Here is a 14,565-nt window from a genome sequence, read left to right on the forward strand (position 1 = left end):
GTTAATCAAGATTGATCGCAAGCCTCGCAGTAAAGAGCCTCTTGGTAAAGAGCGAAAGTAACTAGGGAAAGATATGAAGATAAAAGCAAAGAACTGGATGATTCCATGGCTGGTGGCCGGCCTGTTTGGCACGCAAGCGCAGGGTGTACTCGCCGGTGAACGTGAATCACTGGAAGAGGTGCGTGCCACCACCATGAATTTGATCGAGTTGCTGGTACAAGAGGGTGTACTTTCTAAAGAAAAAGCGGATGCTCTGCTCAAGCAAGCGCAAGCCGCCAAACAAAAAGCGCAGGAAGAAGCGGCCAGTGTTGCCGAAGCTGCGGCACCAGAGGCGCCCCCTGTAGCGACGCAGTCGAAAGCGATCCGCGTGCAATATGTGCCTGAACATGTCAAAAACGAAATGCGGGCTGAGATTGAGCAAGAGGTGATGAAAAAGCTCAATTACAAGGCCGGCGAGCGGTTAGGGATTCCTGAGTGGATTGACCGCGTCGAATGGACCGGCGCTCTGCGTTTGCGCTATCAGGAAGATATGTTCAATGAGTTCAACACGCCGCCTGTGTTTTTGCGTACGAGTGAAGTCCAAAACATGAGCAGCGTGAACAATACCACTGAAGACCGTGATCGCCAGCGTATCCGGGCTTTATTCGGCGCTAATTTAAAGATCAATGAGTGGTTGAACGGCGGCATCCGCTTTACCACCGGCATGCTGCAAACACCAGTCACACCTAACCAGACGGAAGGGTTTTCGCAAGGCAAGTTTGTATTTGGCCTGGATCGCGCTTTTCTTGAAGGCAAACCTTATGACTGGCTAACATTGACTGGCGGGCGTTTTGCCAACCCATTCTTTACCGGTAACCCGACATTCAATACTGACTTGCTCTGGGATCCTGATCTCGCTTTTGATGGTTTTACAGCGCGAGCTAACCCAGCGATCAACAATCACTGGCGTGTATTCTCTACCGTTGGTGCTTTCCCAATCGAAGAGATCGAGTCCTCGGACACGAACAAAGCCAGAGACAAATGGCTTTATGCTGCGCAGGGCGGCATCGAGTGGACTGCCAGCAATGACACCAAGGTTAAATTAGGTGTGGCCTACTATGATTTTAAAAACATAGAAGGCGAGCGTAACCCGGTCAATGACAGTCTCAAGTATGCCGGTACCGCGCCGCTGTGGCGCCAAAAAGGCAATAGCACATTCAGTATTGATGGTCTGAATGGCAACCTTTGTGGTGACACAGGGCCTTGTGGACTGGCTTCCAAGTTTCAGTTGATCAACTTCACTGGCGAGGTTGACCTGGCAACATTTGACCCGGTCCATGTCATCTTGCATGGGGCTTATGTGCAAAACATCGGCTTTGATCAACAGGAGATTTTGCGCCGTACCGGCAACCTGTATAAAAAAGAAAATGAGGGCTATGAACTCTCACTTATGGTGGGTAATCCTCTGATTAAAAAGCTGCATGACTGGCAAGTATTTGGTGGCTACCGTCGCCTGGAGCGAGACGCCATGATTGATGGGTTCACAGACTCTAACTTCCGGCTTGGCGGCACCGATGCCAAAGGCTTTTTTGTGGGCGGTCAATACGGCTTGGGTAAAAATGCCTGGTTATCTTCAAGATACGTCAGTGCTGATGAAATTTCAGGCTTGCCATTTTCAGTGGATACCTTCTTCCTCGACTTTAATGGCCGGTTCTAAAGGGATTGTATGAAACTCATCTTGTCACTCCTGCTTAGCCTGAGCTTGCTTGGATTCCATGCCGAACCAACCGCTGCCGCCGAAAAGCAGGATAAATCGGCCAAACGTGCCGCCATCCTGATGCAAAAAATGAAGCAGGATATGGAGGCGGAAAAATCTGCTTTGCAATCGCAGTTTGAGCAAGAGAAAAAGGGCTTGGCGCAAGCGCTGGACCAGGCACAATCTGCTCAGCGTTCACATTCAGCCAAATTGCAAGGCGAGGTCAAACGCAATCAGCATCTGCAGTCTGACAACCAGAAACTGATGCAGGAGAAAGATGCGTTATCCACACAACTCAAACAGTTGCAAACCCAACTTGCCGAAAAAATGCAGCAACTTGAAGCCGCCGAGCAACAGCTCAAGCTTGCACATGCGACGCAAGAGAGCAATGAGCAGCAACGTAAACAGTTGCTCTCCAAAGTGAGTGACAGCCACCAGAAGCTGACCAGCTGTGAAGAAAAAAACAGCCGCTTGTATGCTTATGGGCACGAGTTGGTGGATTTGTATGACAATGCCAGTTTTTATCAAAAAGTCATGCGTTCAGAACCGTTTTTTCAACTCAAGCGGGTTGAGCTGGAAAACATCCTGCAAGAAAAGCACAGTCAGTTGCTTGAAAACAAGGCCGACAAAGTTGCAACGCCTTAAGTGGCTTCCAGCATAGGCAGGTAGACGGTTTGATGATAGGCTTGCCTGCATGATGCGTTTAATTGATCACTGGTTCACGCGTGCAGAATGCGCACGTATCTTTCCGTTTATCGGCTTTATTCTGCTATTGGCCTTGCAGCCATGGTTGGTGGAGCTCTTCACCGCGCTGGGGGTGGCGGCCCAAGCGTCGTATTTGTGTCGCTGCTTGCTAGCTTTGTGGCTCCTGTTCTACTTTAAAACCGATTATCGCGAGTTGAGCGACAAGCCTGCGGGCACGCAGATCGGGGTTGCTTTGCTGGCGGGCGTGCTGGTGTTTGTGCTGTGGATTGCGCCTTATCCTGGCTGGCTGGGTGGCAGCGAAACCCAGAATGCTGCAGCGATGCCTATGCAGACCAGCGCTGACTGGTTCTGGTTGGGTTGCCGTTGGGCAGGCTCGGCATTTGTTGTGCCGGTGATAGAAGAGCTTTTCTGGCGTTCGTATCTGATGCGCAGGCTGGATGCGAACGATTTTATGACTGTGTCACCTGCCGCAGTCACGACTTATGCAATCCTGCTAAGTAGCGTATTATTCGCTGTGGAGCATCAGCTCTGGTTTGCAGGGTTGTTGGCAGGATTGGTATATTCCTGGTTATACCGTCATTTCCAGGTGCTCTGGGTCGCTATCATTGCGCATGTCACCACCAATGCGCTCTTAGGGGCGTGGGTAGTGTTTGGAGACCATTGGCAATATTGGTGAACCGAGTGTGTAAGTGTTTGTCTTGAACAGCGCGTCTTGCTCAAGACGGCGGATTAAAAACCGTTATCAGGTTGCGAGTGATCGCAACAGAAGTTAAAAATAGCGAATATTAAAGGGTGATGATGAAGAAAATCGCATTGATCGTACCAGCACTGATGCTGGTAATGGCTGGTTGCAGCAAACATGATGAAGCCAGCAAAGGCGGCTCCCAGGTGGTTGCTAAGGTGAATGGTAGTGAAATTACCGTTCACCAGCTGAATTTTGCCTTGTCCAAATTGGGCAAGCTGGACCAGTCGCAAGTGAAAGCCGCGTCTGAAAAAGTGTTGCAGCAAATGGTAGACATGGAATTGCTCAAGCAAAAGTCTGTAGATGAAAAACTGGACCGTGATCCTAACGTGTTACAAGTGCTTGAGGCCACCAAGCAGCAAGTGTTAGCGCAAGCTTATATGCAAAAAGTGGCATCCAAGCAGGCCACGCCTTCTGCCGATGAGATTCAAAAGTTTTATGACACGCATCCAGAATTATTCAGTGAGCGTAATGTGTATGTGATCCAGGAATTTGCCGTGAAAGATGGCACGCAACACGTTAGCGAAATTGAAGCAGGCATTAATGCCGCCAAAACGCCGGAAGATATTGCTAAATGGCTGCAAGACAATAAATACGTCTTTAACGTAAATGCCAGCCGCAAAGCCGCCGAACAGTTGCCACTCGAGTTGCTCAAGCAGCTTAACGCATTGAAAGCCGGCGATACCTTGGTGGTTAAAAGCCCACAAGCGCTGGTGTTGCTGTATCTGGCCAAAGTTGACCGCCAGCCAGTCAATTTTGACAATGCCAAACCGGTGATCCAACAGTTCCTGGTCAACTCCGGTCAGCAAACCCTGATTAAAAACGAAGTTGCCAGTTTGCGCAAAGAAGCCAAAGTCGAGTTTTATGGCGATTTCTCCAAAATGACTCTGAACGCTGACACCCCTGCCCCTGCAGTCCCAGCAGCCAAACCAGAGCCGGCAGCCGTTGCACCCGCTTCGCCAACAGAGCCTGCACACAATCAGGCGATTGAAAAAGGCCTGTCTGGTTTGTAAGCATAGACTCGCCAATCGGGCGGCAGACCTGTCGCATCAACAAAAGCCCTGCAATTGCGGGGCTTTTTTATACGCTATACGAGGCATGTAGATGCCGGTGTTTAATCGACATGGAAGGGCGTTTGCGTTATGAAGATTGATCAGTTGACGAAGTCAAAACATACGGCGGACTGTAGACGAGTCCACACTAGAAGGCTATTGATGTGAACAAAAAAACTCTTCTAAAGTTAGTGCTAACGCTTATTTGGGCAACGTTTTGGTATATGCCAAAAATAAGCTTGGATATGGATGACACTTTCACAATTTCAGGGGTAATAGAAAAAAGACACGTCAGAGGTGGCAAATATGTAATTAGAGTTCCAAATCCTCATAAAAATAAAACCGTTTTTGATCATGATGTGTACATATATCCCTGGTTTTCTTACAGCTACGGTCAATTTGGTGTCAACAACGCGTCCTTTTGTGAAACGCGTGAAACTCTTGCGCTTATCAGTGAGCAAGTCCCTGTACAAGTTTTATTTGCTAGGAATATTGGTGGCATATTTGCCAAAGATTATATGGTCGTTGAAGTTAAACATAATGGTCAGACAGTTGACTGCTATTCAAAAAATGAAGTCCTTAAACATTACCAAGATTTATGGTTGATTAATTTTCATCCTCTTTCAATAGTTTTTTTCATATTAGGGTTGCTTGCAATTTGCTACCCACGGTTTTATAGCTTTTTAAATGTTAAAAAGGATAAATAAGATAGCAACTTTAGTCCGTGTAGGGAGGACTCGCCGTATGAAATAGACTCAATCATCAGCTTAAGTTAAGAGATGATTTTGCGCTTATAAAGCGTTCCCTCAACTCTCTGAAAGCCACTACCTGGTCTGAAGAGCGCTGCTTCCTGCGCTAAGCCCATCCCGAGAGCATGATCATTAGCATGCAGCGTGATAAAGGATGATCTGGCGCTTATCCAAGCGCTCAATCATTTATTCAGGCGCAAAATCCATTTCCTTTTTTAAACTTTGAATCTTACTGAGTGCTTCGTCATAATTATCCGTAATAAGCGCATCAATCGATTTATTTTGGTCGTCGTAGGTATAAGCTAAATGCCAATCATCATAAAAGCGATTTGAGCAATGTTCGCTTTCGAATAAAACCAACATATCAACATGACGCACATCATTTCTTAGACGATTTAATAGGGCAAGTGCAGACGCTCTTGGACCCTCAATATATTGAAAAAAACGCTCTCCATCGTAAATTAATACGCCAGTTAACTTGTCACGGAGATTGTTTTTTCTTGACTGCTTGATGATGTCTGAAATCACCATGGCATCATATTCTGGACTGAGTTTGCTGAGATATGCGAAGTGAAAAAATTGGCTCATTTTTGTCGTTTTCCGTGGTTGCCGTTATGATGCGTTTGATACTACGTTGTTATTCAAGATTTGCTACGTGAAAAGACATAGTCGTGTGAATTATTTTAAAATAACTTTAATTTATTGTATTAATTAATATGAAGACTAACGATTGCAAAACTTGTCAGCTTAGAAATTTGGATTGTTTTACAACAGTCAGCAGCAAAACATTAAACTTTATCAATCAATTTAAAACCAGAGAAATTTCATTAAGCAGCCATGCGTTATTAACGCTTGAGGGTGAGACCTCAAATGAGCTTTATACGATAAAGAGCGGATGGGCATTCCGCTACAGCACCTTATCAGACGGTAGAAGACAAATTCTAAATATCTTGCTTCCTGGGGATTTTACAGGGTTGCAGGCAGAGCTGGATAAGCCCATGCAATATGGCGTTGAAGCCCTCACAGATTGCACGGTTTGTGTTTTTCCTAAACAGCATTTAATGCGTCTCTACAAAAACTTCCCTTATCTTGCTCACGATTTAACCTGGCTAGCTGCCCACAATGAATTAATTGTGGATGAAAACTTAGTTTCTGTTGGACAACGAAATGCGACCGAGAGGATATCTCTCTTATTCATTAGTTTATACAAACGGGCAGCTCAACTTGGATTAGTCGAATCCAAAGGATTTGATTTTCCACTGACGCAACAACACATCGCTGACGCGATGGGATTGTCATTGGTTCATACGAACAAATCGTTGGCAAAACTTAAGAAAATGGAGTTGTTTGAGTTTGATGGTCAACGATTGATCATCAAACAATATGAGAAATTGAAGAAACTTGCAGACTACTATTCCTTGCCTTTAAGACAAAGGCCATTAGTCTAAATCATTACGCATGGAGCCATGCACAAAAACGAAAGATTGAAGCACTCGTTTCAATTGGTGGCATCCTTTATAGTCAATAAAGCCATTCCTACAAGGGTCAATTGACCTTTTTCACTGTTGATCACATAGACACAGACGCTATGAGCGTTATCCAGGTGGTAAATGACAGTGGATTCTGACAGCACTTTGACCTTTTTGCCGATAACAAGCATCCACAAAAAAAAGCATCATGCATATAACGCTCAATTTTCACTAAATCATTTTAGTCGTCTTAAATCACTAAGGAGAATGCAATGGGTAAATACGTGTTGGCTTGGCTTTTGGGAGTACCAGGACTTTTATTGCTGATTATTTATTTCTTTTTCCACTAATTTTTGAGGTGTAAGTGAATGAAAAAAGATACAAGAAAAACTAGTGCTTCATTGAATTTGGACATTAAGAAAATCAAAGAGAATGCAAGAAAACATGTAGAAGACGGCGCAAAGACCTCTTCATACAAAGGAAACGTTGATGAGGTGATCGCATTACTTAACGCTTCGTTAGCAACAGAAATTGTGTGTGCACTTCGTTACAAACGCCATTATTTCACCGCAACTGGCATCCACTCCAATTCTATTGCGAGTGAATTTAATTTACATGCACAAGAAGAGCTATCCCATGCAGATCTGATTGCTGAGCGTATCGTTCAACTTGGCGGAGAGCCAGATTTTTCACCAGAAACCTTAACACGTCGCAGTCATGCCGATTATGTACCATGCCAGGCATTGAAAGAAATGATTAAGGAGAATTTAGTGGCTGAGCGCATCGCAATCGATACATATCATGCATTGATTAGTTATATCGGCGATAGCGACCCGACAACGCGTGTCATGTTAGAAAAGATCCTCGCTCAAGAAGAAGAGCATGCCGATGAATTATCAGATTGGCTCAAGGTTGCTTAGCTATCCAATCGCAGCATTTTTATTTGTTAGGAAGCAGATGATGACATTGTGTTCACTTAAGACAAGCGTGTTATTAATCGTCACATTGATCATGATCTCCAGCTGTAAAAAGCATGAGAATGCTGAGGTTATAGGCAGGCAAATAGATAATAAAGTCGAAAAAGCGGGAGAAAAAATCGACGTCACACTAGAGCAGTTCTCTATAAAAGTTGAGGAGGCAAGAGAAGCAATTAAAAATGAAATTGAAAGTGACCACGATTAGAATTGGTATGACGACTTAACCACCACACCGCACTGAATTTGTATAAAGGCCGATGGGTGACAAAGTGGGCTTTTATCTTTAGGGTCTTTCTAAGCGTATGGTAGACCTGATCATCGTGCAGCTCGTGTAGGACGGACTGTTTACAGTCCGCCGCATGAAATAGATTCAATCATCCATCTAAGTGAAGATCTTGCGGTTATCAAACGCCCCCTCAATCTTCTGTATGCACTTACCTTCCTTAAGCGCGCTGTTTTCTGCGCCAGGCCCAGCCGCCAGCGAGCAGCAAGGCCAATGGCAGCCCAAACTGAAACCCGTTAAACAGCAGCATAAGCCAGGTACGTTGCGTTGGTAATGCAATCACGGTATCGCGCAGCGGCGTCACCGGCAGACTGACGGTAGGCTGGTTATTCACCACCCATTGCAGGCTTTGCAGACTGAGTGCCAGGTTGCCGCCGCGCTGGATTTGCTGGTTAGAAAAAAAGTCTGGGCTCGCAATCACCAGAATGCGTTGTTTGTTGCCCGAGGCTAGGGGTTTTTCCAATGCCAGCATCAGCGTGGCCGGGCCCGGCGTATCTTTGGTGGGATTGAAGGTCATGGTGGACGCCGGATGGGCGGGCTGATAGCTCTCGCTCACCCAGCCTTGCTCTGCGGCTGCCACTAGCGGCAGGCTTTGCCACGGGTCATTTGGGATGCGCTGGTGCGCTACCGCGTGCGCCTGGTTGAAGAAGGTGCGCAAGGCAAATTCCTGGGTCGGTCCGCGGGCGCCATAGCGCTGGGTGCTCAAATCATGTAGCGGAATATCAAACTGGCGGTTGACGGGATCAATGACTATGCCTGGGCTAATGGTCAGGCGCAGGTCTTGGGCCAGCGCCTGCAAGCCCTGAGTCTCGGGGTCTGCCGTGAGCCAAACCAGGTTGCCGCCTTGCTGCACATGTTGGCGGATGGCCGCGACTTGTGCGGGGGCGTAGGGCTGGTCGCTGCCTGCCAGGACCAAGCTTGGTAAGGTTTTCGCTGCCGTGGCTGGCAGGTCTCCGGTCAGGACGGGGACGCCTGCGTTTTGCAGCGCTTGTGCCAATTGGCTCAAGCCAGTGCCATGTGTGTCATGCAAGGCATGGGCAGTGAGGAATTGCAGGGGGGCGCGTTCACCGTGCTGCAGGCTGAGCAAGGCATTGGTAAACGCTTCTTCGGTGTAGGGCAAGTACAGGCGTTGCTGCTGGCCTGCATAACGGATCAGCATTTCGCCTTCTTTTTTAATCTGCCACTCTCTAGCCAGCGTTGGTGCGCTGCCCGGGTCAATAAATTGCAGGTGGATGCCGCGGTGTTGCTGCTGGTAGCGCTGTACCAGCGCCACAATCGACTTGCGGAAATAGCGGCCTTTGAACGGGCTGTTGCTGCAAAAGGCGATAATTTCTATGCGCCCAGGCAGCGCGTGCAGCACTTGCTGGCTGGCAGCCGAGAGCGTATTGCGATGATTGTGTGTGGTATCTGCCGTGGCATGAAACTGCCAGGCCAGCCAGCCCAATCCCAGGGCCAGCATGAGCAGCGCAGGCACGGCCAGTTGATGCTGCCACCAGTGGGCAAGGCGCTGGCGCAAACGAGGAACGGTGGATGTGTCTTTGGATGAATTAGCCATACAGTCGGTCCGCATGCAAACGCCGGATCGCCAGCAGCACAAAAAAGCCGGCAAACAAGACAAAAAACAGGATGTCGTAGCTATTGAGGATGCCCAGCGCAAACTGGCGGTAATGCTGCATCAGTGAAAAATCATGAAACAGGGCCTGGGCATCGTCGCTGAAAAACTTGTCCAGCAAGAGCCAAAAAGTGAGTACGGTCAAGCTGCAAAATGCGGCCAGGATAGGGTTGGCGGTCAGGCAAGAGATATACAAACCCAGCGCACTGCTGGCCAGCATCAGCAACCACAGTCCAAAGGCATGCGTGAGCAGATAGGGCAGGTCAATCTCGGCCCAGGGCAGCAGCAGAGCAATCATCAGTACCATGCTGACAATGAGCAGGCTCAGGTAGCTGATGATGCCGAGCAGCTTGCCCAGAATCAGCTCACTCATGCTGAGCGGCGCGCTCATGAGCAAGGCCATGGTCTGGTTTTTGCGCTCCTCACTGATCAGCTTCATGCTCACCAACGGCACCACAAACAGCATCAGCACTGCTGCCACGCCAAACACCCCTTCTGCCATAAACTGGGTGAGGCCGATGCGTTGCACCTGCCAGTGTGCGCTTTGCATGATCTCAAAATACTGGTTAAAACTCAGGCTGTAATAAGTGCCGACAATGGCCTGGAAAATCGCCAGCACCAGCCAGCCCATGGGCGTGGCAAACAGGCTGCGTAATTCTTTGCGTGCAATGACCAGAATCATGGCAATCCCCCTGCGCTTATAGTCCCTTGATGATGCCGAAACGCACGGCAATATGCACCAGCTGGCCAGTGGTTTCGACGCCTAGCTTTTGCCGCACACTGGTCTGGATATTCGCCACCGTTTTGTAGCCAATGTGCATGGCTTTGGCAATCGCTGCCAGTGCCTCACCCTGGGCAATGCGCCTGAACACCTCAAACTCGCGTGGCGAGAGTTTCTGGATCGGGTTTTCCTGGCTTTCCAGGTGGTACATGGACAAACTCTGCGCCAGTTCGTTATTAATGTAGCGGCCACCCTTGAGGATTTTCTGCACCGCTTCCAGCACTACTTCTGGCGGCTCAGTTTTGGTCACATAGCCGCGGGCCCCAGCCTGGATCGCGCGTGTGGCATAAATGCAGTCGTCATGCATGCTGAAAATCAGCACGCGCATTTGCGGCTTGCGGTGCAAAATGCGTTTGAGCGTTTCTAGCCCGCCTATGCCTGGCATGTCCAGGTCCAGAATCAGCAAATCAGGGTGATTCTTTTCCACCAGCAAGCAGGCTTCTTCGCCGCTCAAGGCATCCTGCGTGACCTGGTGATTGGCCTGCTCCAGCATGGTCCGCAAGCCTTGCCTGAGCATGGCGTGATCATCTGCGATCATTACTTTAGCCATGGCGTGTCTGACTCCTTACTTCTTGTTGGCAAAGGTGATGTTCACACATTTGTCATTGGCAAAGGTGAGCTCGGCGGTATTGAAGTATTTGTTTGGCGCATATTGAATCTTGCCCTGGTAGTACCACATTTCAACGTTGTCACTTTCGCCTGCGGTCGCTTGCCCTTTTTCCTGCAGGATCTGGTCGGCGTTATGGGGTTTAACGGCCACTTCTTTTTTCACCGGTTTGCCCAGTTCCTCTTCGACATACTGGCGCGATTTGCCACTATAAGCGTGCAAAAAAGGTTGTTCTTGCGTATTCAGGTCTTTGGCTGCGAGCGAAAAAGGGAACAGCAGGACGATCAGGCCTGGCCATTTAAGAGGTTGCATAGTCATTGACTCCCGGGTTGTTAGGTAAGGAAGAGGCAGGCGCCGCCTGCTTGGGGATGGGTAAGGGCAACATGCCCGTAATCAAGGTACCGGCTTGCAAGCCGCTCATCAATTTGAAGCTGCCGTGCAGCGATTCGATGCGTTCGCGCATACCGACCAGGCCGACGCCTTCGCTTGCCAGGGTCGTGTCCATGCCTTTGCCATTGTCCCGTATTTCAATCTGTAACCAGGCTTTGTCCTGACGCTGCATCACCTGCAAATCGATCCACACCTCGGTGGCCTGGGCATGGCGTGCGACATTGGTCAGTGCCTCTTGCGTCACGCGGAAGGCGACGATATTGATATCTTCGCTCAAGGCATACTCGCCGGTATCCAGCATCAAATGGCAATCCACAGACGGATTGAGTTTTTTCCAGTCATTCACCAGTCGCTCGATGGCGCCGACCAAACCCAGCAAATCTAGCGCGGGAGGCCGCAGATGCTTGATCAACGCTCGGATGGATTGCTGCACATGTTGGGTATTGGAGGCGATTCTGACGGCAATCACATGCGCCTGCTCAGGCGTGCTTTTTTGCAAGGTAAGCGCATCCATGCGGATGGCGGTCAGGTATTGCCCGGTTTCATCATGGATTTCGCTGGCGATGTATTTGCGCTCATGCTCTTGCACCTGCATGGCATGGCGCGCCAGCACCCGGTTTTCTTTCAAGGTGCGTTCCAGGTCTTGCTCGACCAAGCATTGCTCGGTCATATCTACCAGATACCCATGAATTTGTGCGGCCTGGTTATCGCTGGGTGCCAGGTAAACAAAGCGGGCACTCACATAGCAAGGCAGGCCATCCGGGCGGCGGATTTGCAGTTTGGTGAAGTTGATTTCCTGTGCTTGTTGCAATTGCACGATAAAAGGCAGCCAGTCAAAACTGAACAGCTCCCGCGTATTGCGGTTGTGGCTGAGCGGGCGGCAAATCCGTGCAAACGCACGGTTGTGCATGCCGATATTGCCTTCCAGGTCCAGCACCACATTGCCGGTCAGGTCGCCATCAAACAAGGTTTTATACAACTGCTGGCTGCTGCTCAGTTGGGCTTCAGTCAGCTTGCGGCGCTGGATTTCCGCATGAATCTCACGCCAGCGGCGCTGGCTAAACCACACGCTCAGCAACACCATGACAAACAGCGTCAGCGGGATTTCGTCCAGTTGTGCATATTCATAAGTGAGTAGCCAGGCATTGATGCGTTCGGCCAGGTCGAAGCTGGAGGACAGGACAAACGTGACCGCCACGCCTGCGATCACGATGAGCGTGTCGCGACTGGCCCGACTGAGATGGCCAAGTCGATGAAAGACCGAAATGAATGGCATAGACCAATGATATGAATGCATGACTTGAAGGATTCAGTTAGCCCGTGTGAACGACACCCGTCATTCACTCGGATGACCGTCAATCTGCGCGAAGCGACTGCGCGCGGCCAATGTGAGCTAACAACGTCCGCAACTATAGACCACATCGCCATACGGGCTGTAGTGAAAGATTCCCGTTGTCAGTTGTGATGCGCGGATGAATTCTTGAATAGATGATAGGGAATGTTTCATCTGTTGCCGATGTTACAAATTATTAACAATTTCGGTCGTGAAGTGCAGCATTCGGGGGGGGTGACTGCAACAACACATCAAACTCATTCTTGAGAGATTAGGAGATCGTATGAAAAACAATTCAACACGTGCCTTGGTAGGCGCTTTGGTTGGAGGCTTGTTTGCCAGCGTTTCTGGTCTGGCATTTGCGGATGCGGACCTGGACAAGGCATTGAACACCCCAGGCGCTTGGCCGGTCGCGACCGGTGGCTACTATAGCCAGCACAACAGCCCGTTGGCGCAAATCAACAAATCCAACGTTAAAAACGTTAAGGCAGCGTGGTCATTCTCCACCGGTGTGCTCAATGGTCACGAAGGTGCGCCATTGGTCATCGGTGACATGATGTACATCCACTCTGCCTTCCCAAACAATACTTATGCTTTGAACCTGAACGATCCAGGCAAAATTGTTTGGCAACACAAACCTAAGCAAGACGCTTCTACCAAAGCAGTGATGTGCTGTGACGTGGTAGACCGTGGTCTGGCTTACGGCGCGGGTCAAATCGTGAAGAAACAAGCCAATGGTCATGTACTGGCGTTGGATGCAAAAACCGGTAAGGTGAACTGGGAAGTGGAAATGTGTGATCCGAAAGTCGGCCAGACATTGACACAGGCACCGTTTGTCGCCAAAGACACCGTATTGATCGGTTGCTCTGGTGCTGAGCTGGGTGTGCGTGGTGCGGTGAACGCTTTGGACCTGAAAACAGGTGAACTGAAATGGCGTGCGTTCGCAACCGGTTCTGACGAGTCCATCCGTTTGGCAAAAGACTTCAACAAAGAAAACCCACACTACGGTCAATTTGGCCTGGGCCTCAAAACCTGGGAAGGCGATGCCTGGAAAATCGGTGGCGGTACTAACTGGGGTTGGTATGCTTACGATCCTAAGTTGAACCTGTTCTACTACGGTTCCGGCAACCCGGCACCATGGAACGAAACCATGCGTCCTGGCGACAACAAATGGACCATGACTATCTGGGGTCGTGACCTCGACACCGGGATGGCGAAATGGGGTTACCAAAAGACCCCGCATGACGAGTGGGACTTTGCTGGTGTGAACCAGATGGTACTGACTGACCAACCGGTTGACGGCAAGATGACACCGCTGCTGAGCCACATTGACCGTAACGGTATCTTGTACACGCTGAACCGTGAAAACGGCAAGCTGATCGTGGCTGAAAAAGTCGACCCAGCCGTGAACGTGTTCAAGAAAGTGGACCTGAAATCAGGCACACCAGTGCGTGATCCAGAGTTTGCCACCCGTATGGACCACAAAGGCACCAACATTTGTCCATCTGCGATGGGCTTCCACAACCAGGGGGTTGACTCTTACGACCCAGAAAGCCGTACCTTGTACGCAGGCCTGAACCACATTTGTATGGACTGGGAGCCGTTCATGCTGCCATACCGTGCCGGTCAGTTCTTCGTCGGTGCAACTCTGGCGATGTACCCTGGCCCGAATGGCCCAACCAAGAAAGAAATGGGTCAGATCCGTGCATTTGACTTGACCACTGGTAAAGCCAAATGGACCAAGTGGGAGAAATTCGCAGCTTGGGGCGGTACTTTGTACACCAAAGGTGGCCTGGTTTGGTACGCAACACTGGACGGTTACCTGAAAGCCTTGGATAACAAAGACGGTAAAGAACTGTGGAACTTCAAGATGCCATCTGGTGGTATCGGATCTCCTATGACTTACTCCTTCAAGGGTAAACAATACGTCGGCAGCATGTACGGTGTTGGCGGCTGGCCTGGTGTTGGTCTGGTGTTTGACCTGACAGACCCAAGTGCTGGTTTGGGTGCGGTTGGTGCGTTCAAAGAACTGCAAAACCACACACAAATGGGCGGTGGCCTGATGGTGTTCAGCCTGTAATTCAAGTCCTGAACCTGTTGATGTAGTGTGCAGGGTGGCCGTCAGCTGCA

Annotated in this window: 15 protein-coding genes; 9 read left to right on the forward strand and 6 right to left on the reverse strand. The window is 49.4% G+C overall.

Annotation, left to right across the window (positions count from 1 at the left end):
• The first annotated feature begins 73 nt into the window (after positions 1 to 73).
• The 5 genes from ACIDF8_RS05875 to ACIDF8_RS05895 all read left to right on the forward strand — a co-directional run bounded on the left by ACIDF8_RS05875 (position 74) and on the right by ACIDF8_RS05895 (position 4,941).
• Positions 74 to 1,696 (forward strand): putative porin, encoded by a 1,623-nt coding sequence (locus ACIDF8_RS05875; RefSeq protein ID WP_412009689.1) that lies wholly within the window; start codon positions 74 to 76, stop codon positions 1,694 to 1,696.
• Positions 1,697 to 1,705: 9 nt separating this feature from the next.
• The gene (locus ACIDF8_RS05880; protein WP_412009690.1) at positions 1,706 to 2,380 is read left to right on the forward strand and encodes a hypothetical protein; all 675 of its coding nucleotides are present in this window, start codon (positions 1,706 to 1,708) and stop codon (positions 2,378 to 2,380) included.
• A 49-nt stretch (positions 2,381 to 2,429) separates the two neighbouring features.
• A complete protein-coding gene (locus ACIDF8_RS05885) occupies positions 2,430 to 3,116 on the forward strand; it encodes a CAAX prenyl protease-related protein (protein WP_412009691.1) in 687 nt (228 codons plus the stop codon).
• 119 nt (positions 3,117 to 3,235) lie between these two features.
• Complete coding sequence (locus ACIDF8_RS05890) at positions 3,236 to 4,195, forward strand: EpsD family peptidyl-prolyl cis-trans isomerase (protein ID WP_412009692.1); 960 nt, start codon at positions 3,236 to 3,238, stop codon at positions 4,193 to 4,195.
• Between the two features lie 203 nt (positions 4,196 to 4,398).
• Complete coding sequence (locus ACIDF8_RS05895) at positions 4,399 to 4,941, forward strand: hypothetical protein (protein WP_412009693.1); 543 nt, start codon at positions 4,399 to 4,401, stop codon at positions 4,939 to 4,941.
• Positions 4,942 to 5,169: 228 nt separating this feature from the next.
• Here ACIDF8_RS05895 and ACIDF8_RS05900 read toward each other — a convergent pair whose 3' ends face one another.
• Entirely contained in the window at positions 5,170 to 5,571 is a 402-nt protein-coding gene (locus tag ACIDF8_RS05900) for a BLUF domain-containing protein (RefSeq protein ID WP_412009694.1), read from the reverse strand.
• 128 nt (positions 5,572 to 5,699) lie between these two features.
• Between ACIDF8_RS05900 and ACIDF8_RS05905 the strand changes: the two genes are divergently transcribed.
• The 3 genes from ACIDF8_RS05905 to ACIDF8_RS05915 all read left to right on the forward strand — a co-directional run bounded on the left by ACIDF8_RS05905 (position 5,700) and on the right by ACIDF8_RS05915 (position 7,634).
• Positions 5,700 to 6,431, forward strand: coding sequence for a Crp/Fnr family transcriptional regulator (locus ACIDF8_RS05905; protein WP_412009695.1), 732 nt, complete (start codon positions 5,700 to 5,702; stop codon positions 6,429 to 6,431).
• A 389-nt stretch (positions 6,432 to 6,820) separates the two neighbouring features.
• Positions 6,821 to 7,372, forward strand: a complete 552-nt coding sequence (locus tag ACIDF8_RS05910) for a ferritin-like domain-containing protein (RefSeq protein ID WP_412009696.1) — start codon at positions 6,821 to 6,823, stop codon at positions 7,370 to 7,372.
• A complete protein-coding gene (locus ACIDF8_RS05915) occupies positions 7,341 to 7,634 on the forward strand; it encodes a hypothetical protein (RefSeq protein WP_412009697.1) in 294 nt (97 codons plus the stop codon). The genes ACIDF8_RS05910 and ACIDF8_RS05915 overlap by 32 nt, the downstream gene beginning before the upstream one ends.
• 238 nt (positions 7,635 to 7,872) lie before the next feature.
• Here ACIDF8_RS05915 and ACIDF8_RS05920 read toward each other — a convergent pair whose 3' ends face one another.
• Genes ACIDF8_RS05920 through ACIDF8_RS05940 form a run of 5 tightly spaced genes read right to left on the reverse strand, consistent with a single transcriptional unit; the run spans position 7,873 to position 12,378 of the window.
• Positions 7,873 to 9,267 carry a DUF4350 domain-containing protein gene (locus ACIDF8_RS05920; protein ID WP_412009698.1) on the reverse strand — a complete coding sequence of 465 codons (1,395 nt, stop codon included), beginning with the start codon at positions 9,265 to 9,267 and terminating at the stop codon, positions 7,873 to 7,875.
• On the reverse strand, positions 9,260 to 10,006 hold the full coding sequence (locus tag ACIDF8_RS05925) for an ABC transporter permease (protein ID WP_412009699.1): 747 nt from the start codon (positions 10,004 to 10,006) through the stop codon (positions 9,260 to 9,262). The genes ACIDF8_RS05920 and ACIDF8_RS05925 overlap by 8 nt, the downstream gene beginning before the upstream one ends.
• Positions 10,007 to 10,022: 16 nt before the next feature.
• Positions 10,023 to 10,655, reverse strand: coding sequence for a response regulator transcription factor (locus ACIDF8_RS05930; RefSeq protein ID WP_194747401.1), 633 nt, complete (start codon positions 10,653 to 10,655; stop codon positions 10,023 to 10,025).
• A 15-nt stretch (positions 10,656 to 10,670) separates the two neighbouring features.
• Positions 10,671 to 11,024 (reverse strand): hypothetical protein, encoded by a 354-nt coding sequence (locus ACIDF8_RS05935; protein WP_412009700.1) that lies wholly within the window; start codon positions 11,022 to 11,024, stop codon positions 10,671 to 10,673.
• Positions 11,011 to 12,378, reverse strand: a complete 1,368-nt coding sequence (locus tag ACIDF8_RS05940) for a histidine kinase (protein ID WP_412009701.1) — start codon at positions 12,376 to 12,378, stop codon at positions 11,011 to 11,013. Before ACIDF8_RS05940 ends, ACIDF8_RS05935 begins: the two co-directional genes overlap by 14 nt.
• Before the next feature lie 340 nt (positions 12,379 to 12,718).
• On the opposite strand from ACIDF8_RS05940, the gene ACIDF8_RS05945 reads away from it, so the two are divergent.
• A complete protein-coding gene (locus tag ACIDF8_RS05945) occupies positions 12,719 to 14,515 on the forward strand; it encodes a methanol/ethanol family PQQ-dependent dehydrogenase (RefSeq protein ID WP_412009702.1) in 1,797 nt (598 codons plus the stop codon).
• The last annotated feature ends 50 nt before the right edge of the window (positions 14,516 to 14,565 follow it).

Source organism: Methylophilus sp. 3sh_L, assembly GCF_046766015.1.
GTDB lineage: Bacteria > Pseudomonadota > Gammaproteobacteria > Burkholderiales > Methylophilaceae > Methylophilus.

Coding starts and splice junctions, on each gene's coding strand:
- ACIDF8_RS05915 (WP_412009697.1), top strand. CDS start 7,341: ATGAATTATCAGATTGGCTCAAGGTTGCTTAGCTATCCAATCGCAGCA.
- ACIDF8_RS05900 (WP_412009694.1), bottom strand. CDS start 5,571: ATGAGCCAATTTTTTCACTTCGCATATCTCAGCAAACTCAGTCCAGAA.
- ACIDF8_RS05880 (WP_412009690.1), top strand. CDS start 1,706: ATGAAACTCATCTTGTCACTCCTGCTTAGCCTGAGCTTGCTTGGATTC.
- ACIDF8_RS05920 (WP_412009698.1), bottom strand. CDS start 9,267: ATGGCTAATTCATCCAAAGACACATCCACCGTTCCTCGTTTGCGCCAG.
- ACIDF8_RS05890 (WP_412009692.1), top strand. CDS start 3,236: ATGATGAAGAAAATCGCATTGATCGTACCAGCACTGATGCTGGTAATG.
- ACIDF8_RS05925 (WP_412009699.1), bottom strand. CDS start 10,006: ATGATTCTGGTCATTGCACGCAAAGAATTACGCAGCCTGTTTGCCACG.
- ACIDF8_RS05940 (WP_412009701.1), bottom strand. CDS start 12,378: ATGCCATTCATTTCGGTCTTTCATCGACTTGGCCATCTCAGTCGGGCC.
- ACIDF8_RS05885 (WP_412009691.1), top strand. CDS start 2,430: ATGATGCGTTTAATTGATCACTGGTTCACGCGTGCAGAATGCGCACGT.
- ACIDF8_RS05905 (WP_412009695.1), top strand. CDS start 5,700: ATGAAGACTAACGATTGCAAAACTTGTCAGCTTAGAAATTTGGATTGT.
- ACIDF8_RS05910 (WP_412009696.1), top strand. CDS start 6,821: ATGAAAAAAGATACAAGAAAAACTAGTGCTTCATTGAATTTGGACATT.
- ACIDF8_RS05875 (WP_412009689.1), top strand. CDS start 74: ATGAAGATAAAAGCAAAGAACTGGATGATTCCATGGCTGGTGGCCGGC.
- ACIDF8_RS05935 (WP_412009700.1), bottom strand. CDS start 11,024: ATGCAACCTCTTAAATGGCCAGGCCTGATCGTCCTGCTGTTCCCTTTT.
- ACIDF8_RS05945 (WP_412009702.1), top strand. CDS start 12,719: ATGAAAAACAATTCAACACGTGCCTTGGTAGGCGCTTTGGTTGGAGGC.
- ACIDF8_RS05930 (WP_194747401.1), bottom strand. CDS start 10,655: ATGGCTAAAGTAATGATCGCAGATGATCACGCCATGCTCAGGCAAGGC.